The 22,291-nt window shown below is 49.8% G+C and carries 19 protein-coding genes; 13 read left to right on the top strand and 6 right to left on the bottom strand.

The features are described from left to right. Window positions 1–21: 21 nt before the first annotated feature. The gene (locus D0C16_RS22175; RefSeq protein ID WP_151034352.1) at window positions 22–381 is read right to left on the bottom strand and encodes a DUF4870 domain-containing protein; all 360 of its coding nucleotides are present in this window, start codon (window positions 379–381) and stop codon (window positions 22–24) included. A 235-nt stretch (window positions 382–616) separates the two neighbouring features. Here D0C16_RS22175 and metG point away from each other — a divergent pair, with 235 nt between their 5' ends. From metG to D0C16_RS22110, 13 genes are all read left to right on the top strand, one after another. Continuing rightward, the gene (gene metG / locus D0C16_RS22170) at window positions 617–2,641 is read left to right on the top strand and encodes a methionine--tRNA ligase (protein ID WP_151034351.1); all 2,025 of its coding nucleotides are present in this window, start codon (window positions 617–619) and stop codon (window positions 2,639–2,641) included. Window positions 2,642–2,928: 287 nt separating this feature from the next. After that, the gene (gene rsxA, locus D0C16_RS22165; protein WP_151034350.1) at window positions 2,929–3,519 is read left to right on the top strand and encodes an electron transport complex subunit RsxA; all 591 of its coding nucleotides are present in this window, start codon (window positions 2,929–2,931) and stop codon (window positions 3,517–3,519) included. Between the two features lie 17 nt (window positions 3,520–3,536). Then, on the top strand, window positions 3,537–4,217 hold the full coding sequence (rsxB, locus tag D0C16_RS22160; RefSeq protein WP_151034349.1) for an electron transport complex subunit RsxB: 681 nt from the start codon (window positions 3,537–3,539) through the stop codon (window positions 4,215–4,217). Beyond that, window positions 4,218–6,599 carry an electron transport complex subunit RsxC gene (gene rsxC / locus D0C16_RS22155; RefSeq protein WP_151034348.1) on the top strand — a complete coding sequence of 794 codons (2,382 nt, stop codon included), beginning with the start codon at window positions 4,218–4,220 and terminating at the stop codon, window positions 6,597–6,599. After that, on the top strand, window positions 6,599–7,669 hold the full coding sequence (rsxD, locus tag D0C16_RS22150; RefSeq protein WP_151034347.1) for an electron transport complex subunit RsxD: 1,071 nt from the start codon (window positions 6,599–6,601) through the stop codon (window positions 7,667–7,669). Before rsxC ends, rsxD begins: the two co-directional genes overlap by 1 nt. A gap of 12 nt (window positions 7,670–7,681) precedes the next feature. Beyond that, window positions 7,682–8,347, top strand: a complete 666-nt coding sequence (gene rsxG / locus D0C16_RS22145; protein WP_151034346.1) for an electron transport complex subunit RsxG — start codon at window positions 7,682–7,684, stop codon at window positions 8,345–8,347. Window positions 8,348–8,360: 13 nt separating this feature from the next. Then, entirely contained in the window at window positions 8,361–9,077 is a 717-nt protein-coding gene (locus D0C16_RS22140; protein WP_151034345.1) for an electron transport complex subunit E, read from the top strand. A 120-nt stretch (window positions 9,078–9,197) separates the two neighbouring features. After that, window positions 9,198–10,028, top strand: a complete 831-nt coding sequence (locus D0C16_RS22135; protein ID WP_151034344.1) for a mechanosensitive ion channel family protein — start codon at window positions 9,198–9,200, stop codon at window positions 10,026–10,028. A gap of 173 nt (window positions 10,029–10,201) precedes the next feature. Continuing rightward, window positions 10,202–10,921 carry a peptidase gene (locus D0C16_RS22130; protein WP_151034343.1) on the top strand — a complete coding sequence of 240 codons (720 nt, stop codon included), beginning with the start codon at window positions 10,202–10,204 and terminating at the stop codon, window positions 10,919–10,921. A 260-nt stretch (window positions 10,922–11,181) separates the two neighbouring features. Further along, window positions 11,182–14,604, top strand: a complete 3,423-nt coding sequence (locus D0C16_RS22125; protein WP_151034342.1) for a DUF2126 domain-containing protein — start codon at window positions 11,182–11,184, stop codon at window positions 14,602–14,604. Between the two features lie 120 nt (window positions 14,605–14,724). Further along, complete coding sequence (locus D0C16_RS22120; RefSeq protein ID WP_151034341.1) at window positions 14,725–17,274, top strand: circularly permuted type 2 ATP-grasp protein; 2,550 nt, start codon at window positions 14,725–14,727, stop codon at window positions 17,272–17,274. After that, a complete protein-coding gene (locus D0C16_RS22115) occupies window positions 17,271–18,173 on the top strand; it encodes a transglutaminase family protein (protein ID WP_151034340.1) in 903 nt (300 codons plus the stop codon). The genes D0C16_RS22120 and D0C16_RS22115 overlap by 4 nt, the downstream gene beginning before the upstream one ends. 21 nt (window positions 18,174–18,194) lie before the next feature. Continuing rightward, window positions 18,195–18,767, top strand: a complete 573-nt coding sequence (locus D0C16_RS22110; RefSeq protein WP_225318815.1) for a flavin reductase family protein — start codon at window positions 18,195–18,197, stop codon at window positions 18,765–18,767. 150 nt (window positions 18,768–18,917) lie between these two features. Here the strand turns inward: D0C16_RS22110 and D0C16_RS22105 are convergent, their stop codons facing one another. From D0C16_RS22105 to D0C16_RS22085, 5 genes are all read right to left on the bottom strand, one after another. Further along, window positions 18,918–19,178: a type II toxin-antitoxin system RelE/ParE family toxin gene (locus tag D0C16_RS22105; protein WP_255481951.1), complete on the bottom strand. Its 261-nt coding sequence runs from the start codon at window positions 19,176–19,178 to the stop codon at window positions 18,918–18,920. A gap of 7 nt (window positions 19,179–19,185) precedes the next feature. Further along, window positions 19,186–19,464, bottom strand: coding sequence for a type II toxin-antitoxin system ParD family antitoxin (locus D0C16_RS22100; protein WP_151034337.1), 279 nt, complete (start codon window positions 19,462–19,464; stop codon window positions 19,186–19,188). 275 nt (window positions 19,465–19,739) lie between these two features. Next, a complete protein-coding gene (locus tag D0C16_RS22095) occupies window positions 19,740–20,996 on the bottom strand; it encodes a PHB depolymerase family esterase (protein ID WP_151034336.1) in 1,257 nt (418 codons plus the stop codon). Continuing rightward, complete coding sequence (locus tag D0C16_RS22090) at window positions 20,993–21,610, bottom strand: hypothetical protein (protein WP_151034335.1); 618 nt, start codon at window positions 21,608–21,610, stop codon at window positions 20,993–20,995. Before D0C16_RS22090 ends, D0C16_RS22095 begins: the two co-directional genes overlap by 4 nt. A 456-nt stretch (window positions 21,611–22,066) precedes the next feature. Next, complete coding sequence (locus tag D0C16_RS22085; RefSeq protein WP_151034334.1) at window positions 22,067–22,279, bottom strand: hypothetical protein; 213 nt, start codon at window positions 22,277–22,279, stop codon at window positions 22,067–22,069. Window positions 22,280–22,291: the final 12 nt, after the last annotated feature.

Raw genomic sequence — 22,291 nt, 5'->3', positions numbered from 1 at the left:
GCCCTTGTGTAACGCAAAAAATTACTTGATTAAACGCAACGCAAAAGGAACACGGAAAGGTTTACCGCTAGTCGCCGCAATAATTCCCATAATACAAAACACCAAATGGCAAATGCCTACCGCCGCCATTACCAACACACCAATTAAAATAATCGTCAGTATCATTCCTGCCACATAACCAATCAGGGCAGTGATGGACCAGTTAAGTGCCTCTTTGCTTTGATCCAACACATAGGCGTCATCTTTCTTCACCAGATACAACACCAACCCGGGAATAAAACCAAAAAAGATACTACCCAACCACAACAACAAGGCCAGATTTTTGGCATCTTGCGACACGTTGGTTGCCACTTCGGTACTTGGAGTTTCATTGTTTTCCATAGGCTTCCCCTTTAATTGATCATAATTTGATGGTTGCAGACGCTCATTATGTTTGGAAATCGACTCGCCGGTGATAACGGTCGGCTGGCTATTAATAGCAGCCGACCGGCGATTAAACAACCAGCGATCATTGCAACCTGAAAGGCGCGACGAAAAATGCTATAGTTCGCCACCTTTTTTGCGCCCCGGCCTTGACCGGATCTACCGCCAAATGAATTTGACAGGTTCTATACCCATGACCCAATCACCCCGCAAAATTCTCGTTACCAGCGCCCTGCCCTACGCCAACGGCTCGATTCACCTTGGCCATTTGGTTGAATATATCCAGACCGACATTTGGGTGCGCTTCCAGAAAATGCGTGGAGTAGATTGTACTTATGTGTGTGCAGACGATGCCCACGGAACAGCGATCATGCTCAAAGCCGAGCAGCTCGGTCATTCAGCAGAACAGCAAATTGCCAATGTTAAAGCGGAACACGAGGCTGACTTTGCCGCATTTAATATCGGTTTCGATAACTATCATTCGACCCACTCAGACGAAAACCGCGAGTTGTCGAGCATGATTTACGGCCGCTTGAAAGCCAACGGCCATATCGCCACCCGCGCGATTACCCAGGCTTATGACCCGGAAAAACAATTGTTCCTTGCGGATCGCTACATCAAAGGCACCTGTCCGAAATGTAAAACCGAAGACCAATATGGCGATAACTGCGAGAAGTGCGGCGCGACTTATTCGCCGATGGATTTGATTAACCCTAAATCGGCGATCTCCGGCGCAACACCGGTCGCCAAAGATTCGGAGCACTTCTTCTTCACTCTGCCCGCATTTAGCGATTTCCTGAAAACCTGGACTCGCGCCGGCCACCTGCAAGATGAAGTGGCCAACAAAATGGCCGAGTGGCTGGATGCAGGTCTGCAGGAGTGGGATATTTCCCGCGATGCGCCCTACTTTGGTTTTGAAATTCCGGGGGAGCCCGGCAAATATTTTTATGTATGGCTGGATGCCCCAATCGGCTACATCGCGAGCTTAAAAAATCTGCTCGATAAACAAGGCAAAGATTGGGAAGAATATTGGAAGCCGGATTCCACGGCCGAGGTATATCACTTTATCGGTAAGGACATCGTCAATTTCCACGCGCTCTTCTGGCCGGCCATGCTGCACTCTGCCAATTTGCGCACGCCGAGCAAAATTTGCGTCCACGGTTTCTTGACCGTTAACGGCACTAAGATGAGTAAATCGCGCGGCACTTTCATAAATGCACGCACTTACCTCGATCATTTGAATCCGGAATATTTGCGTTATTACTTTGCGGCGAAACTCACCAGCAATGTGGATGACATCGATTTAAATCTGGAAGATTTTATCCAGCGGGTGAATTCGGATCTGGTTGGGAAAGTGGTAAACATCGCCAGCCGCACCGCCAAATTTATCAACAATGCAGGCGGCAGCCTATCCAGTGAAATTGCGGACAAAGCCTTGTGGCAACAATTTATTGATGCAGGCGAAACCATTGCCGACTACTACGAAAGCCGCGATTACAGCAAAGCCATGCGCGAAATTATGGCGCTAGCGGACGCCGCCAACGAATACATTGCGACGCAAGAGCCCTGGAAACTGGCCAAGCAAGCCGGTGCAGAAGCACAGACGCAAGCGGTGTGTACACTCGGCATCAATATGTTCCGCGCGCTGCTAACTTATTTAAAGCCAGTGTTGCCTGCCTTGACTCTGGATGCGGAACAATTCCTCGGGGAAACCTTAAACTGGAACGCCCCAATCAGTTTCCGCTCGGGTGAAAAAATCAACGAATTCAAGCCGCTATTAACACGCGTAGAAAAAGACAAAGTCGACGCGATGATTGAAGCAGGCAAGGAATCATTGGCCGCTGCGGCGCCAGCAAAAGCGCCGACAGAAAAGACCGGTGAACCTATCGCCGCTGAGATCGAATTTGATGACTTCGCCAAAGTGGATTTGCGCATCGCACTGATTGCGAATGCGGAGCATGTGGAGGGTTCAGATAAATTGCTGCGCCTGACGCTCGATTTGGGTGGCGAAACACGCACTGTATTTTCCGGCATCAAAAGTGCGTACAAGCCTGAAGAGTTAGTGGGTAAATTGACCGTTGTGGTTGCCAACCTTAAACCACGCAAAATGAAATTCGGGATGAGCGAAGGCATGGTCCTGGCTGCAGGCCCAGGTGGTAACGAGCTGTATTTATTGGAACCACACAGCGGCGCCAAACCAGGACAACGGGTGATGTAAATCCCTCCGAGCCTCCCCTTTAAAAAGCCCCCCTCCCCAGCCCTCCCCTTGAAAAGAGGAGGAAGTAAAAGCTCCTCCCCTTGATACGGGGGAGGTTGGGAGGGGGTCTAGTTCTGCTCACCAAGGGGAAGGCAGAGAAGCGGTATAAATCAGCAGAATTTATAAGGATATAAATAAAGCCCATAAGGCTTTATGTCATTTTTATTGAGAATCAGCGCCCGCTTGTCGATAATACGCAGCCCTAATTCATCCCCTTTCCCAGCGACCTTCCTTATCGGACACACATCATGAGTTTCAGCGAATTAGCCATTATTCTGCTCAGTACCGTGCTGGTGAATAATTTTGTGCTAGCCCAATTCCTCGGCCTGTGTCCCTTTATGGGGGTGTCCAACAAGCTGGAAAGTGCGATTGGGATGGCCGGCGCAACCACCTTCGTTATGACCCTAGCATCTATTTGTACCTATTTGGTTGATACCTGGGTCCTCGCTCCTATGGGATTGCAATACCTTCGTACCATTGCCTTCATTCTGGTGATTGCTGCAGTGGTTCAATTCGTAAAAATGTTTATGGAAAAAACCAGTCCCTTGCTCTATCGCGTACTGGGTGTTTTCTTGCCACTGATCACCGTTAACTGCGCGGTCCTTGGGGTAGCGATTTTGAACACTCAGAAAGTCCACAACTTTTTTGAATCCACCATGTACGGCTTTGGCGGCGCCCTGGGTTTTGCCATGGTATTAGTACTTTTCTCGGCCATGCGTGAGCGCCTCGCGGTAGCTGACGTTCCTGCACCTTTCAAAGGGGCTTCAATTGGCATGATCACCGCCGGCCTGATGGCACTAGCCTTTCTAGGCTTTGGCGGCCTGGTAAGCCTGCAATAAACGGAGCCTGCGCAATAATGATCGAGTTTATCCTGCAAAATCCGGTAACCAGTGCCTTATTTGCTCTGGGTGGTTTGTCTGCACTCTTCGGTGCAGTGCTGGGCTTTGCTGCCGTGAAATTCAAAGTGGAAGGCGATCCGATTGTGGATCAGATCGATGCCCTTTTACCCCAAACCCAATGCGGTCAATGCGGTCACCCCGGCTGCCGCCCCTACGCCCAGGCAATTGCCGATGGCGAGGCTATCAATAGATGCCCGCCCGGCGGCCAAGCCACAATTAACGCCCTTGCCGACCTGCTGGATGTAGAAGCACCTTCACTGGATGCCGAGCATGGTGAACACTCCGATGTAAAAAAAGTGGCGTTCATTCGCGAAGACGAATGTATTGGTTGCACCAAGTGTATCCAGGCTTGTCCGATGGACGCCATCCTCGGTGCCGCCAAACACATGCACACGGTCATTGCCGATGAGTGCACCGGCTGCGACCTGTGTGTGGAACCCTGTCCGGTCGATTGTATCGACATGATTCCGGTGCAAACGGACCTCAAAACCTGGAAATGGGATTTACCGGCCACCAACCAAAAACCGGTTTTCCATGTGATCGCGAGCGAAGTGAATTTGATCGCCTCTGACCAGGGGCGCGGTGCGGCGTTTGACCAAACACGCAAAGACACCGATGAGACAGGTAAAGCTGCCTAAATGACGAGCCTAATAAAAGTCTGGGAACTACCCGGCGGTATCCACCCACCAGAAAATAAACACCAATCCCTGCAATTGCCGCTGGGTGATATTCCCTTGCCGCCGGTATTGGTCATTCCCTTGAACCAGCATATGGGCACCCCGGCACAGCCAGTGGTGCAAGTGGGCGAACGTGTACTAACCGGCCAACTCATTGGCGCGGCTGACGGCACCTTCAGTGCCAATACCCACGCATCTACTTCAGGGACAGTGATCGCAATAGAAGCGCGCGCCATCCCACACCCCTCGGGAATGACTGCGGAATCCATAGTGATTCAGCCCGACGGCAAACATGAGTGGATTTTGTTAGATGAGTGCGCAGACTACCGCGCACTGGATCGCCTGGAGCTGCTTAAGAAAATCCGCGCGGCGGGTATTGCCGGCCTCGGTGGAGCGGGTTTCCCTACCGCAGTCAAGCTCGCCCCCAAGTCTACCCAAGTGATAGATACCCTGATCCTGAATGGCGCCGAATGCGAGCCTTACATCACGGCCGATGACATTCTGATGCAGGTGCGCGCCGATCAACTGGTAGCGGGCACACTGCTGCTGAGCCACATCCTCCATCACCCTAAAAACCTGCTAATTGGCGTTGAGGACAATAAACCCAAAGCCATTGCCGCATTGAAAGCCGCCGTCGCTGGCGCGGCGGTGAATGATCCGGAAGCAGCGAACATTAAAGTGGTTGCCTTTCCGACCAAATACCCTTCGGGCGGCGCCAAGCAACTGATCCAAATCCTTACCGGGCGTGAAATCCCAAGCGGCCACCACTCGGCCGATATCGGCGTTATCTGCGTTAACGTAGGTACTGCCGTAGCTGCCTGGCGGGCTATCCGCTATGGCGAGCCGCTAATTTCGCGGGTTACCACGGTGGTAGGTGATGCACTGCAAACCCAGCGGAATATCGACGCGCTAATTGGCACCCCAATCAGCTATCTACTGGAGCAACACGGGTTTGATGCCAGCCGCGCCTCCCGCGTAGTGATGGGCGGCCCGATGATGGGCTTTAGCCTGCTCGATATGGATTCCCCGGTAATCAAAACCACCAACTGCATACTCGCACCCAGCAAGCAGGAGTTGCCGCCACCGGAACCCGCCCAGGCGTGTATCCGCTGCGGTATGTGCGCGGAAGCTTGTCCGGTTAGCCTACTGCCACAACAATTGTTCTGGTACGCACAGGCAGAAGATTTTGAGCGACTGGAATCGCACAACCTTTTTGATTGCATCGAGTGTGGTGCCTGCTCTTACGTTTGTCCCAGCAGTATTCCGCTGGTGCAATACTATCGCGCCGCCAAAGGCAGCATCCGCCTGCATGAGATAGAAAAAGAAAAAGCCGACCGCTCGCGTCAGCGTTTCGAATTCCGCAAGTTGCGTATCGCCAAAGAAGAGGCGGAAAAAGAAGCGAAACGCTTTGCGCGCCAGAAAGCGGCCGAAGAAGCCAAGAAAAAACTGGCGGAAAAAGCTGCCGCTGAGCCTACAACTACAGCAGCCGGATCGGCAACGGATGTCGTCAGCGCTGCCGTCGCCAAAGCCGGCACAGTACAAGTGTCGCCCGACGAACAAAAAGCCAAGCTCGAGCGCCTGCTGGCTGCCGCCAAAAACGGTTTGGACTTTGCGCGAAAACCGTTGGTGCCCAATGAGACCGGTGTTGCGATTACTGAAGAACAGCTTGAAAAGCAAAAAGCCCGCATCAAGCAGGCTGAACTAAAAGTTACAGAAGCAGAGAAAAAATTGGCCGAGTTTACGGCGAGCCAAGCTAACGCTGCCCCTGGACTCGCTACTCCGGCAGCTGCTGCACCGATAGCGGATCCAAACGATCCTGTTGCCGCTGCGATCGCCCGCGCTCAAGCCAAGCTAACCATGTCCCCGGAGGACAAGGCGCGCGCAAATCTGGAATCGCTCCGCTCGCGGTTGGCCAAAGCGGAAGAAAAAGTCGCTGCCGCCAAAGCCGAAGGCAGCGCCAACCTGGATGCTCTAGAGCAAGGTGCAGGCAAGTTGCGCGATAAAATTGCCGAAGCCGAAGCTGAGCTTAAAACACTGGGCATCACCGAGACAGCAGCGGTTACAGCACCGCAACCCGCCGCTGCAGCAGAAACGCCGGCAGCGCCGGAAACAGCCGAACAAAATGCAGCCCAGGCCGCAATCGAAAAAGCCAAAGCAAAGGCAGCTGCTATGGCCAGTATGAGCGACGATGAAAAGCGTGCAGAGCAGATTCAATCCCTGCAAAACCGTTTGCAAAAAGCACGCGAACGTTTGGCCAAAGCCGAAGCAGAAAATGATCCCAATATCGAAGCCTTCCGCGCCGGTGTAACCAAGCTGGAAGAAAAACTGAGCGAGATGGCCTGATGGCGTTACTAAATATCACCTCCCCCCACACCCAGGGGGCTAATCGTACCGGGCGCGTAATGCGTCTGGTGGTTTATGCGACCTTTCCGGGGATTGCCGCGTTAACCCATTTCTTCGGCGTTGGTGTGCTGATCAATGTATTTTTGGCAAGCCTGATGTGCATTGCATTTGAAGCAGCAGTATTGAAGTTGCGTCAGCGGCCAATCCTGTTTTATCTGCGCGATTGCAGCGCACTGGTGACTGGCGTATTGATCGGGGTTTCCCTGCCCGCTTATTGCCCCTGGTGGCTGGTGGTAAGTGCCAGCTTTATCGCGATTGTGTTGGCCAAACAGCTTTACGGCGGCATGGGCTTCAACCCTTTTAACCCGGCCATGGTCGCCTATGCGCTGCTGCTGGTGTCTTTCCCATTACAGATGACAAGTTGGCCAACACCGCTGCCACTGCTGGCAGATGGTCAGACCACTCCGAGTATTGTCACCGCCCTGAACAAGGTCTTTTTCAGCACACCGATTGATGGCTACAGCTCGGCGACGGTGCTGGACATCATGAAACAAAACTCAGGATTAACCCTGTCCGACCTCTATCAACAAGAGCCGGTGTTTGATGGTCGCTGGGCCGGTGCTGGTTGGGAATGGGTAAATATTGCATTTTTGATCGGCGGTATTTACCTGCTCTACAAAAAGGTTTTCACCTGGCATGCGCCTGTTTCCATGTTGACCGCCCTGGCCCTGATGGCAGCGCTGTTTTATGACAGTGGCAGCTCCAACTCCAGTGGCTCGCCCATTTTTCATCTGCTCTCTGGTGCCACTATGTTGGGAGCATTCTTTATAGTGACCGACCCGGTTAGCTCCGCCGTAAGTACGCGCGGTCGTATTGTCTACGGTGCATTGATTGGCGTACTGGTGTATGTCATCCGCAGTTGGGGAACCAGCTACCCTGATGGCGTTGCGTTCGCCGTGTTGTTGATGAATTTTGCTGCACCATTTATCGATTACTACACTACGCCACGCACTTATGGCCACAAAAAACCGCGCCGTGCGACTGACAACAGTCCACGCGACGGCCATTGATGGAGAACAACTATGCTCGGTAAATCCATCAGCAAAAACACCTTGATTCTCACCGCCTTCGCCGTAGTCACCGCAGGCGCTTTGGCGCTGACTAACCTTGGCACGCAAGAGCGTATCGCCAATGCCGAGCGCGCGACTCAGCAGCGTGCGCTCTATGAAATTGTACCGCTCAGCCAACACGACAACGATTTGCTGACCGACACCATTCCCGTTCCCAAAGAGGCATGGGAGCCATTGGGTGCAACGGCCGACAGCAAAATTCACCGCGCGCGCCATAACGGCGAGATTTCCGCGCTGATCATTCCTGCAGTAGCGCACGATGGTTACTCGGGCGATATCAGTATGATCGTGGGAGTGAATCGCGATGGCACAGTTGCTGGCGTGCGTATTTTATTGCATAAAGAAACACCCGGACTGGGCGATAAAATCGAGCTGAAAAAAAATCAATGGATCTTGAATTTCAACGGCAAGAGTTTGCAAGTTCCGGTGATTGAGGAATGGAAAGTCAAAAAAGATGGTGGGGCATTCGATCAATTTGCGGGCGCAACCATTACACCCCGCGCGGTCGTTGGCCAAATTAAACGTGTACTGGAATTTATTGCTACTAATCAGCAAACTTTGTTCGCTGAAACCCAAACCAGCACTGCTGTAACTTCAGCATCTGCCACACAACCTTGATGAGGTGGTCACCATGAGCGATGTGAATTACAAAGAAATTGTCGAAAAAGGTTTATGGAGCAATAACCCGGCACTGGTTCAGTTGCTCGGTTTATGCCCATTGTTGGCAGTCAGCTCCAGCGTTGTAAATGCATTGGGACTGGGATTTGCGACCCTATTGGTATTAACCACCACCAACTCGGTAGTTTCTTTAATCCGTTCTTATGTTAGCGATGCAGTGCGTTTACCGGCGTTCGTGATGATTATTGCCTCTGCAGTAACCTGTATTGAATTGCTGATGAAAGCATTCACCTTCGAGCTGTACCAAATTCTTGGATTATTTATACCGCTAATCGTTACTAACTGCGCTGTGCTCGGTCGTGCCGACGCCTTTGCCAGTAAGAATAAAGTTCTTCCTGCCGCGATCGATGGTTTCATGATGGGCTTGGGCTTCTTGCTTGTACTGATCTGTGTGGGCGCCGTGCGAGAATTGTTGGGTACCGGGCACTTGTTCGCCGACATGCAATTAATTTTTGGCGAATCAGCACGCAGCTGGCAACTCAATATATTCGGGGCAAATTATCCGAATATGATTTTTGCACTCCTTCCTCCCGGCGCGTTTATTGTGGCGGGCTTTCTCATCGCCATTAAAAATGTCGTGGACGAAAAGCGCAAACAGCGCGCCGCCGCACAAAAAACAGAAGCAACCAAAGGCAGTAAGCGCGTCCGCACCACAGGCACCGTTGCCTGATTCATTTCTGTAATGCTAAGGTCACACTCTGGCCTTAGCATTTTTCTGCTGTTAATGCCCTACCTGAATCACATCCCACTCGCGTTAACACGTTGCTGTTTCTGCCACTCGAGGTCCACCATGTTTCATATTGAAGAAGCCAAACTCATCGCCTTCTACGACAAATTCGTAGCCCCCTGGAGCATGAAGATTTTCATCGCGCTATTAATTTTCTTGATCGGGCAAATGGTGGCAAAAATTATCGCGCGCATACTCGGTAAAGTATTGAGCCACACCAAGCTGGATAAAATTCTGGTGGACTTTATCCAATCATTGGTCAATGCCCTATTACTGGTGTTTGTGATTGTGGCTGCGCTGGATCAACTGGGCGTTAACACCAACTCAGTGATTGCAGTGTTAGGTGCAGCAGGTTTGGCAATTGGTTTGGCACTGCAAGGCTCACTGCAAAATTTCGCGGCCGGTTTCATGTTATTAATTTTTCGCCCGTTTAAAGATGGCGACTTTGTCGAAGCGGCTGGCACCTCCGGCATAGTAGAAAAAATTGGCATTTTTTCTACTACCTTGCGCACCGGCGATAACAAAGAAGTGATTATCCCCAACGGCTCCATCTACAGCAGCAATATCATTAACTATTCCAAGCGCCCCACCCGCCGCATCGATATGATTTTCAGTATCGGATACCACGACGATATTCGTCTCGCGCGCGATGTCATCGCCGGCATCATCAAAACCGAACCGCGCATCTTATTTGAGCCAGAACCCCAAATCGTGGTCGGCGAGCTGGGTGCGAGTAGCGTTAACTTCTACGTACGTCCCTGGGTAAAGACCGATGACTATTGGGATGTCCGTTTTTCCCTTAACGAAAAAATCAAACTGGCCTTTGATGAACACGGCATTACTATCCCGTTTCCCCAGATGGATGTTCATTGGAACAAACAAGCCCCAAAATAGCTCACCGGTTTCCCCTAAAACTACCCGATAAGTCTTTGATTCCAGCAGCTTAGTTTTAGGGCATAAACAAAAGATCTTTTTTGGTGCATATCAGCCCGTCGTCAAAAATTGCCTTGACGGTGGTTTAACCTGCTCTTAACCTAACCGCCCTTTTTTTAGTACCGGTTCAAACTATGACCTACTGCGTCGCGATAAAAGTTAATGCGGGTTTAGTCTTCTGTTCAGACTCCCGCACCAATGCCGGTGTCGATCAGGTCAGCACCTATAGCAAGCTGTACCATTTCAGTATTCAAGGCGACCGCCAGTTGGTGATTAACTCTGCCGGAAACCTGGCCACCACCCAATCGGTGATCGCCAAAATCCGTAAAGACATCAAAGATGGTGCGGATATTAGCCTCGCCACCGTAGCTAGTATCCACGATGCCGCCGATTACGTCGGTGAAATAAGCGTCGCAATTCAGGAAAAACACGCCCAACACAATAGCAATGTCAGCTTTGAAGCCAGCTTTTTGCTGGGCGGTCAAATCGGTCTGGAGACGCCGGCAGTGATGCTGATTTACCCACAGGGCAACCACATCACCACTTCGGACCAAACGCCCTACCTGCAAATTGGCGAGAGCAAGTACGGCAAACCGATTCTGGATCGTATCCTTAAGCCCGAAACCGCACTGGATACTGCCTCCCTCTGCGCGCTGGTGTCCATGGATTCCACGATGCGTTCCAACCTCACCGTCGGCCCGCCAATTGAGCTGATGACCTACGCCACGGACAGCGGCGTTATGAAACACAGCGCCTTCGCGGCCGACAACGAGTACCTGCGCAACCTGACCAAATCCTGGGATCACCAGATCGTTCAGGCTTTTTTGCAGTTACCGCCACCGCCGCAGAACTAAAGGCCCGCACGTTCAAACGCCGCAACCTCTGCGGCGTTTTTATTTGCGCGTTCTCCTTCTGGCGAACGAACAGGTGTGCATATGGTGCAGATATTGCCTTAATAACCCCAACCCATGAAAAGGCGAGCCCATCTGCAATAAAAGTGATTGTCACAGCATCACAACGATTGGGGATGATAATAACTTGCCCATTTCCCACTCTGGTGCACACTTGAATGCACCAGTTTGGCTCACTCTCCGGTTATTGGAAGGAATTTTTTATGGCTATTCGCGTTGCCATTCATCATAAGACTGAATACCGTTTTGACCGTCTTACCACTCTGTTCCCCCATGTATTGCGTTTGCGCCCGGCGCCGCATAGTCGCACCAAAATTCACAGTTACTCGCTCAAGATAGAACCAGAGCACTTTATTAACTGGCAACAGGACCCTTTTGGTAATTTCCAGGCACGTCTGGTGTTTCCGGAACAGTGCAGCCATTTAAAATTTGAAGTGGAAGTGGTCGCGGAGATGACGTCGATAAATCCCTTCGACTTTTTTGTCGAGGAATATGCCGAGCATGTGCCCTTTGAATATGACCCACAATTAAAGCGCGAATTAATTCCCTATCTGGAGATTGCTGAAGCTGGTCCCCTACTCAGCAAATTGGTCAATAAAATTAAAGCGGAAATTCGCCATCGTCAGGTCACCGAAAATCCCTGGCACATTAACGATTTTATGGTGAGCATCAATCAGCAAATCCAACAGGACATTGGTTATGGCGTGCGTCTTGAACCGGGCATACAAACCTGTGAAGAAACATTAACACTCGCCAAGGGATCTTGCCGCGACAGCGCCTGGTTATTAGTACAAGTTTTCCGTCACTTGGGTTATGCCGCACGTTTTGCATCCGGCTATTTGGTGCAACTCACTGCCGATGTAAAAGCACTCGATGGCCCCAGCGGCCCGGAGAAAGATTTCACCGATTTGCATGCCTGGACCGAAATTTTTATTCCCGGTGCCGGCTGGGTTGGGCTCGATCCCACGTCCGGCTTATTGGCCACCGAGGGTCACATTCCGCTCGCGTGTACGCCAGATCCTATTTCTGCCGCACCTATCACTGGTGCCACTAGTAAATGCGAAGTGGAATTCAGTTACAGCAACGAAGTGTTTCGCGTACTCGAAGACCCACGCGTAACCAAACCTTACACCGAAGAGCAATGGGCGACGATTAATGCACTGGGCGCGGCCATCGATAAAGAATTAATTGAGCAGGATGTTCGCTTGACGACTGGCGGTGAACCAACGTTCGTTTCCATCGACGACATGGAATCAGAACAATGGAACACAGGCGCATTAGGTGCCGATAAATTGCGCCTCGCCAAAGATTTATTACTGCGCATGCGCACTACGTTTGCCCCGAATGGTTTGCTGCACTATGGCCAGGGAAAATGGTATCCGGGCGAAGAAGTGCCACGCTGGGCTCTCGGCTGTTTCTGGCGTACTGATGGCCAAGCTTTGTGGCGCAACCCTGCGCTACTCGCGCGTGTCGATAAGGATTACGGCTTAACGCATCTGGATGCAAAAAAATTCGCGGACGCCTTGTGCGATAAAATTCACGTCAACAGCGAACATATTATTCCCGCCTATGAAGACACCCTTTATTACTTGTGGGCCGAGCAAAAGTTACCCGCTGATATTGACCCGTTAAAAGCGGATTTAAAAGATGACTTGGAACGGCGTCGTATCGCCCAGATTTTATCGCGCGGGTTAAATACCGAATCCGGTTATGTATTACCGATTGAGTGGAATTACATCCATCACAATTGGCTCACTGGCCGTTGGAAAATGCGCGCCGATAATTTGTTATTAATCCCCGGCGACTCCCCCATGGGATTACGCTTGCCGCTAAACTCGCTCGACTTTCCGGCACATGAGTACGAGCGTTACCAACCAGAAAATGATCCACTGGAAACGCGCGAACCTCTGGCGCCCAGTGGCCAGCAATACAACCAGTTAACCCTGGAAAAATCCGGCCCGGGTAAAACCGGTCCGCACTCGCAAACCTTACAACTCCGTCCCGCGCAGACACAATCCAAACAAAAACCACCGAACAAATCCTATATTGAAGCGGGCTATGTCATTCGCACTGCACTCTGTTTTGAAGTGCGTGAAGGCCGCATGCATTTATTTATGCCGCCACTCACTTATTTGGAACACTATGTAGCGCTCATCGAAGCCATTGAGGACACCGCGTCGGCATTAGGCATTCCAGTCGTCATTGAAGGTTATGAACCGCCGAAAGATTATCGCCTGAAGAAGTTTTTAATTACGCCAGACCCAGGTGTAATAGAAGTTAATATTCATCCGGTTGAAACTTGGAAAGATTTGGTCAACAACACCGAAGCGCTGTATGAAGATGCGCGGCAATGCCGATTGGGCACTGAAAAATTTATGCTCGACGGCCGTCACTCCGGCACCGGCGGTGGCAACCACGTCACGTTTGGCGGATGGTCTCCCGCTAACAGTCCATTTTTACGCCGGCCCGATTTATTGCGCAGTCTGGTAACTTATTGGCAACATCACCCGGGGCTCTCCTATTTATTTTCCGGTTTATTTATCGGACCAACCAGTCAATCGCCGCGCGTGGATGAAGGCCGCGATGAAATGCTTTACGAATTAGAGATTGCGTTCAAACAAATGCCCGAAGGCATTGTGGAGCAGCCGTGGCTAGTTGATAGACTAATGCGCAATCTACTAATCGACATTACTGGCAACACTCACCGCTCGGAATTTTGCATCGATAAATTATATTCACCGGGTAGTGCCAGCGGTCGCCAAGGCATTTTGGAGTTTCGCGGTTTTGAAATGCCTCCGCACGCGCGCATGTCACTGGTGCAAATTTTATTGCTGCGTTGCTTGATCAGCCGCTTCTGGAAAAATCCCTATAAGCAACCACTGGTACGCTGGGGAACATTGCTGCACGATAAATTTATGCTACCGCATTATGTGTGGGAAGATTTACGCAATGTCGTTAATGATTTGAATGAAAATGGCTATCCCTTCCAGCTCGAATGGCTCGCCGCTTTTGAAGAATTTCGCTTCCCGCATTATGGCCGCGTGCAGTTGGATGATATCCAAATCGAATTGCGCTGGGCCATTGAGCCCTGGCATGTTCTGGGCGAAGAGGTGAGTAGCTTTGGTACCTCGCGCTATGTAGATTCATCAGTCGAGCGCTTGCAAGTAAAAGTCACCGGCTTAACACCGGGCCGCTATGTGCTTGCGTGTAATGGTCGTCGCGTGTGTTTGAGCCCAACCGGTAAACATGGAGAGTATGTCGGCGGTGTGCGCTATCGCGCCTGGCAGCCGCCTTCGGCCCTTCATCCCACCATTGGCATCCATTCACCGCTGGTGTTTGACTTGATCGATACCTGGAATGGTAAGAGTATCGGGGGTTGTAGTTATCACGTCAGCCACCCTGGCGGGCGCAGTTATGATCGCTTCCCGGTCAATGCCAACGAGGCGGAGTCACGTCGCGGCAACCGTTTCTTCGACTTCAACCACACGCCAGGCGCTTTGCCTATAACACCCGCCGGCAAAATCCTGCGCGAGTTTTTCGAGCACAAACATCCGCCGCGCCCCATGGCACCTCCGATGGAAGAACCAGCCGATGAGTACCCCCACACGCTGGATCTACGGCGCTAAACGTCTGAACCACTCAACCCTGTGCGCGCAGGGTTGAGGGAACTACGCAGAAACCGGGTCGCCAATGAGGAAATGGGGTTAAAATGAATGGCATACACATAACTACAATGAATCAACGCAATGAATTCCAAGTCTATGGAAACAAGGGTCAATACCAATAACCGTGCATTCAGCTATCCATCACCCACGGATGGAGCTGATGAAGCCTACGACAAAGACGGGCGCATCCGCCCCTATTGGCGCTACCTGCTGCACAGCCTGGAAACATTGGGGCAAGACACCATCGAAGAACGCCAAAAGAAAGCGCGGAGGATTCTGCGCGACGATGGCGCCACTTATAAAATTTATGATGAGCCTGACGCTAACCAAAGTTGGCAACTGAATCCCATTCCACTCCTTATTAACAGCGATGAATGGAGCCAAATTGAGTCTGGTTTGATTGAGCGTGCCGAGCTGTTTAATTTTTTACTGCAAGACATTTACGGCGATCGCAAATTAATTCGCCAAGGCATTATTCCGCCGGAACTGCTGTTTTCTCACCAAGGTTTTTTACGCCCCTGCCACGCGGTAAAACTTCCCGGCACCCATCAATTAATTTTGCACGGCGTCGATTTGGTACGTGCACCCAACGGCACCATGCATGTCATGGGCGACCGCACCCAGGCACCGTCCGGCGCAGGTTATGCACTTGAAAATCGCACGGTAATGAATCGGGTTTTCCCGAGCTTATTTCGCGACAGCCATGTACACCGCTTGTCGTTATTTTTTTCGCGCATGCGCCAGCGCCTACAAGAATTAAATCCCAACGGTGGAATAGCCCGTATTGTTGTTCTCACTCCGGGTATTTATAACGAGGCCTATTTCGAACACGCCTACCTCGCCAACTATTTGGGTTTCCAATTAGTGCAAGGCAGCGATTTAAGCGTGCGCAACGGCTATGTGTGGATGAAAGCACTGGATGGATTAAAACGCGTGGATGTCATTTTGCGCCGCGTAGACGACATTTATTGCGACCCGGTTGAATTGAAGGGTGACTCGCGCTTGGGCGTACCCGGCTTATTGGAAGTCGCGCGCACGGGGCGAGTGGCGATTGCCAATCCGCTTGGTTCCAGTGTTCTAGAAAACCCCGCGCTATTGCGCTATTTGCCTGCTATTGCCAAAGCACTGCTGGGGCGAGAATTGCAATTACCGTCAGTACGAACCTGGTGGTGCGGAAACCCGGATGATTTGGAATACGTGTGCGCAAATTTAAAAAATCTGATGATTAAACCAACCTACCGACGCCCGGGAATCTATGAGGTCTATGGCGGCGATATGGATGATACCAAGTTGCTCGCCTGGCAAAATCGTATCCGTAAAAACCCTTATCAATTTGCGGCCAAAGAATTTATTCCCGGCGCCAGTACGCCCACCTGGTTTCAGGGCGAAGTGCAACCACGCCCTGCGGTATTACGGACATTTTCAGTGGCAAGCGAAGGTTCTTACGCGGTAATGCCGGGCGGACTCACACGCGTTAATTTAGATCCGAACAAAAAAATTATTTCAAACCAGCGCGGCTCAGTATCCAAAGATACTTGGATACTGGCGTCTGAACCGGAAAAGCAAATCAGTTTGCGCCCCCTGGAAGTTCAACCCACAGTAGAGAGCAGCTCAGAAGTTCCCAGTCGTGTTGTGGAAAATTTATTTTGGATGGGTCGCTACGCCGAGCGCGCAGAATCTGCGCTGCGTTTATTGCGTACGGTGTTCATTCAAATTAACAAAACCGAAAAATTGCCCGATGCGGTTCAACGTACGCTGCTCAGCGCAGTCACACACGTTACCTCCACCTACCCAGGCTTTACCAGTTTGCAGCCGGCACTGCTAAAAAATCCCGAGCCGGAAATGATTGCCATTATTGTGGAGCAGCAACGACTAGGCAGCGTTGCTAATAATATTCTCGCGATGATCAATTCTGCCGAGCAAGTAAAGGAGCAACTTTCCAGTGACACCCAACGTGTTATCAACGATATCGGCGACGAATTGGAGCAACTGAAAACCACGCTCGAACCCTCGTCACTTTCAGCTCTGGAAGATGCGCTTGCCCCAATGATCACCACCTTGCTTGCCTTCGCCGGCCTTATCCACGAAAGCATGACACGCGGAAATGGCTGGCACTTTATGGAAATGGGCCGCAAGCTTGAGCGTGCACTGCAAATTATTTCCAGTTTACGTTCAATGTTATGTGCCCGTTTTGATGAGACCGAACAGGAAATTTTAATCGAGTCCTGCCTGATGTGCGGCGAGGCGCTAATTCCGTATCGTCGCCGCTATCAAAACGGTATCCGCATTGATCAAGGTTTGGAGATGATGATGCTCAACTCCAAAAACCCACGCTCATTAATTTATCAATTGGATCGTCTCGATCAACACTTTGCTGAACTACCTAACGACGGCGAAGCACTTTTGGCTGAGCACAAATTTTTATTGGAAGCGACTACTGCATTAAAACTCAGCGATGTAAAACTGTTAGCGAAAACCGAAAGTGGGATTCGAACCGAGCTGGACCAGTTACTGTCACGCTTGCAATATCTTATTACCAACACCGCGAAAGCGATTGGCCAACGCTATTTCGATCACGCCGAAGGCCCGCAACTGCTAGTAAAAAATACTAACTGGCAAGATCAGCTATGAAATACCGTATTCATCACAGCACCTGTTACAAATATGCGCTACCCGTAAGCCACTGCTACAACCTGGCCTACGTACTACCGCGCTCGACAGAACGTCAGCGCGTAGAAAATATTGAGATTAAATTGTCGCCGGCGATTTCCAGCCAGTCCCAGCATCTAGATTATTTTGGCAATCGTTTTCTACAATTTGCGATCGAAAAAGATCATCAGGAACTGAAAGTCAGCATAACCAGTGAATTAACCATTCAGGAAAACACCAGCAACATCAATTTAGACTTTGGGACACCTTGTGCCTACGTCAAATACCTGCTCAAAAATAGTAAGGATTGGGAAACACTGTGCGCACGCGAATTTTTATTGGATTCTCCCATGGTGCAACAGCACCCGGATTTAGCCGAATACGCGACCGCGAGTTTTGCTGATGACCGCCCGTTTCTCTCGGCAGTCATGGATTTGACCCAACGCATATTTAACGATTTTACCTACGATCCAAATTTCTCGGATGTCGCCACGCCACTGGCCGAAGTGCTCAAACATAAACGCGGCGTCTGCCAGGATTTTGCGCACCTGGCTATTGGGTGTTTGCGTTCGCTGGGATATCCAGCGCGTTATGTCAGCGGCTATCTGGAAACATTACCTCCACCCGGCAAAGAAAAATTGGTAGGTGCAGATGCCAGTCACGCCTGGTTTGCGGTTTATTCGCCGGGCGAAGGTTGGTACGAGTTCGACCCCACCAACAACACCCTTACCAGTGCACAACACGTTACCACCGCGTGGGGACGTGACTATTCCGATGTCACGCCGCTCAAAGGCGTCATTTTTGGCGGCGGGATCTCGCCCCAGCTGATGGTATCGGTAGACGTACAGAGGGTCACCGAGGATATAATTCAGGGCCTCTAATCCCCAGGAATTATCCGCTCCATGACCCAGCCTATATCAATACCGCTGAAAGACAGTTACAAGCTGTTCAACCATGGCCCGGTCAGCATTATCACCAGCGCCCATGGAGAGAAACGCAATATCATGGCTGCCGCCTGGACTATGCCGCTGGATTTTTCGCCCGCCAAAGTTGCAGTCGTGATTGATAAAAACACCTACACGCGCGAATTGGTCAACGCCAGCGGCGAATTTGGTTTGCAATTTCCCATGCGCAAAATTGCGCAGCTCACATTGGATGTTGGTGATGTGAGCGGCCGCGAGCTGGATAAATTTTCCCGCTTCAATATCAACACATTCCCCGCCGCTAAAATCGCTGCACCCTTTATTGAAGATTGCATTGGCTGGCTGGAGTGCAAAGTAATCAAGCAAGGCGCAGAAGACATTGATCTCATCGTCGGCGAAGTTGTCGCTGCCTATGCCGATGCCGAACAATTTCTTAATGGTCGCTGGCATTTCTCTGACGATCCACAAAAACGCAGCATCCACTATATGGCTGCCGGGGAGTTTTATACCACCGGCGAAGCATTTAAAACTGACAGCAGTTATTCGAAATAATCGCCAAGCATTGCCCCAACAAAAAAAAGGGCGCAATAAATTGCGCCCCTACGGAATATAAAACTGTTATACAAGGATTAGATCTGCAACGATAAAAATGAAAGTGTAATTTTATTCACAACCATTCGACGTCAGCCAAGAAATAGCAAATTACAGATTATCGAAAGCATCTTGCCGACCAAGCACCCTCATTATTTCAACATAATTGTCTTGGGCGTTCACGCGATAATAAATACTATCAACACCGCAAACACTGCGCCGATAACCTTCGCGGATATCATCAACAGCCGGATAAACCAGAGGGGCACGACTTATTTTTTCGAATCGCGCGATCAGTGCATGATAGTAACGTTCCGCTTGATGCTCGCCGAATTCCGTTACGCCGTGCCAGTAAATTCTGGCCAGATCCATCCTTGCTTCATGACTTAGTCGATACCGCATTACGCCCCAATCCCTTCTTAATTTCCTTTAACAGGTCTTCCGTGCTTTGTTCACTAAACCCGCTTTGTTCCGCCTGAATCAATTTTCCACGGATCAGCTCAATTCCCATTGCGGCTTCCTGCTCTCGCAATTGGCGTTCACGTATGAGCTCCCTGACCACCTCACTTTCGTTGCCGTAATGGCCCATCTCAATCTGGGCCTTAATCCAGCTATCTTGCTGGTCGGTTACCGTAATACTCTTTTTTACCATACCCATACTAATGCCTCAGATTCGCCATACACATACTACTCAGTAGCATAATATACTACCACCATAACTGAAGTCATTCTTAACCTGCAGGTGAATCAAAACTTGTCTAACGAGAAAAATCCTTAAAACAGAAAACGAATAAGCAAAATGTTCGAGAAATATCAGGGCGCAATAAATTGCGCCCCTACGGTCAGCATTTGATAATTCACCCCGTAGGGGTTCAATTTATTGAACCCCTATTTCCCCCAGCACAATTTTAACTATTGGTCGCGATTAAAAGGCTATGGATCAACAGTAAAAGTCACAAACTTGAGCGTGCGATTACCGCTGGTGTCCACGGCAACTATTCCAACGCCCTTAACACCAACAGAAACGCCGGTCGCAGGTAGTGTGTAAGTTAATTTATAGGTTTTACTCACACTGTCATAAATCATTGGTTGAACATTGGAGCCACCCAGCGCTTTTAAATCAGCCGAGACACTTGCTACCGGAATTCCACCCAAGGAAATTTTTGCGCTAACCACCAGCGTTGCTGCAGAGCTAATACTTGCATTAACCGGCGTGATCGTTTGCGAACTTATTTTTAATGTCGGCGCTGGCTCGCGTTGTTGTGCATACAACCATTGCCACATTGCTTGTGAACTATAAGTTGTCGACCAACCGCTATGTCCACTGGCAGCATAAATAGTCATGAGTGTTTTTGCCGAACTATCCAACGGAGCACGGCCATCATTCCAATTCCATTGGGTTGGTAACAAATCACCGGGCAATATTTTCCCCAAGGCTGCCGTTCTATCCGTCGCTGCTTGTGTAGCACCGCCATTGGCGGAATAATTTTGCATTACTTTTGCAGTTGCAAATGGAATCATGCGATCAATATGCTCCACTGTACATTCGCGATGCGTATAACTCTTGCAACGGAATAAATCCGTCACTGGCCCCAAGCCCGGCCCGACATTAGTATCGTTATAATTATGAAATGCCCAGGTAGGAACATGGCTCGCCGCGTTAATAGAACTCAATGCAGATTCAGTACCCGCAACAGGAACAATCGCTGCGACTTTGGTGTATTTGCTCGCAGCGTAAGCCCAGGTACCACCACCTAACGACAAACCAGTTACATAAATCCGCTCATCATCCACGCGCACCTGGGTTTTAACATATTCGATCATTGCATCAATATTCGATGCGTTCCAACTACTGCATGTCTGTGGTTGTAAAATAATTCCGTTTAAAAATGGGCGCTGGTTGCTATAAGCAGTTCCCTGCAAAATTTGATAACCCGGTGAATTCAGGCTGGATTTATTCAATATATCCAATGAGCCCTTGCTACAGGTTTCACCAAGCCCATGCAACCAAACCAATAGCGGATATTTCTTACAAGGCGCATAGGAATAACCCGCCGGACGATACAACCAATGCCCCATGGTGTAAGGCGATACACCATCGATATAAGTGTATTTTGTTAATTTATCATCAAGTGCTGTATCACTCGCTTCGCAAGTATCAGGAACAATGATGCGGCTGACAATTTTCATCGCACCAATATAATAGAATTTGGTGGAATTGGTATTTGCTGCCCCGGCGCTAAATCAATAACAATACTGCCGTCGGCAGCGGGTTGAATATCAATGATGGTTGCAACATTTGCCGTGTTTCCGGAAGCATCCAGATACGCAGCTGCCGAGTTAGCACCGGTGATTTTATATTCGGTTTCACGGTTATCAGTCACACCCATACGCGATGCGAAAATCGAAAAATCATACCGCTGCGCCGGGTCCAGCCCAGTCAAACGCATTTGCGCATTGGGCGCAGAAATTCCTTGAAATACAGCAACATTTCCAAAAAAACTATCGCGCGTTGCACTACTCAAAAACCCGGTTTCCGGCGCCGGTGTTGTAGTGCCATTCGGATTAGTGCCATCGGTATTAAATGGAATACTGATGGTTAACGAAACCCCAGTCGTCAAACCATCCGCATTAATCAACCCGGTATGGGTTTGAATCCCCGGATGATTAATATTGTTATAACCCGGTGTAGTATTTTGCGTAGCAGGCCCGAAATCAAAAAACCATGTTTCCGCGTGAGAGAAAGCGGACAGAAAAACCAATAACAAGAACGTGTAGCTGGGTATGTGTTTAATAAATTTCACGTTTATCTCCACAATAATCAGGTTGATAAATTACCTTCGCCCCGCAACCACGAACCGGGAAGGAGTTAATAAATCTAGACTGGGATTTAAAATAAGCGGGAATAATATGGGAGATATGAATCACAGATTTGTGATTCATTGGGTGGAATGGCACTGAAAGTATTTATTTATATGTGTCAATCAACGGTCACTCACCAGCGTAACCGAACGCAGCTGTATATCAAAATTCAGGGTATGTTTTTTATTATAGGAAACCTAAAAACCACCGGGGCATAATTGCCTGGCGGTGGTATTCCAGTAGGTTTTGGTGCTTCACGTGCTTGAGGTAATACTCGATGCAATCGTGATTTTCGCCTGCGGGAACTACCGCATATCCCTAGGCGTTTTTTAAGGAACATCGAGCGAACAACAATATACATTGCCCCCATAAAAAATAACCAACATTTAAGAAGTCAACTATCTTTTATGTTTATTAAAAAACCCCTTATCCTTAAGCATTTTCATTATAACATCTGGGCCTGGCTTGTTACTAAGCAGATAATCTTTCATCTCATTGTCAATTTCAATTTTTATTTCCGCACCACAATGGCCGGGATCAATAAAGCTGAAAAACACTCCCTCATCTTCCTGTAACAATCTCCATCCATCTTGAGAAAAATATATTACCATTTTTTATACCTC

The sequence above is a fragment of the Cellvibrio sp. KY-GH-1 genome (assembly GCF_008806975.1).
Lineage (GTDB): Bacteria > Pseudomonadota > Gammaproteobacteria > Pseudomonadales > Cellvibrionaceae > Cellvibrio.
This window is presented reverse-complemented; position numbering and strand designations above follow the sequence as displayed.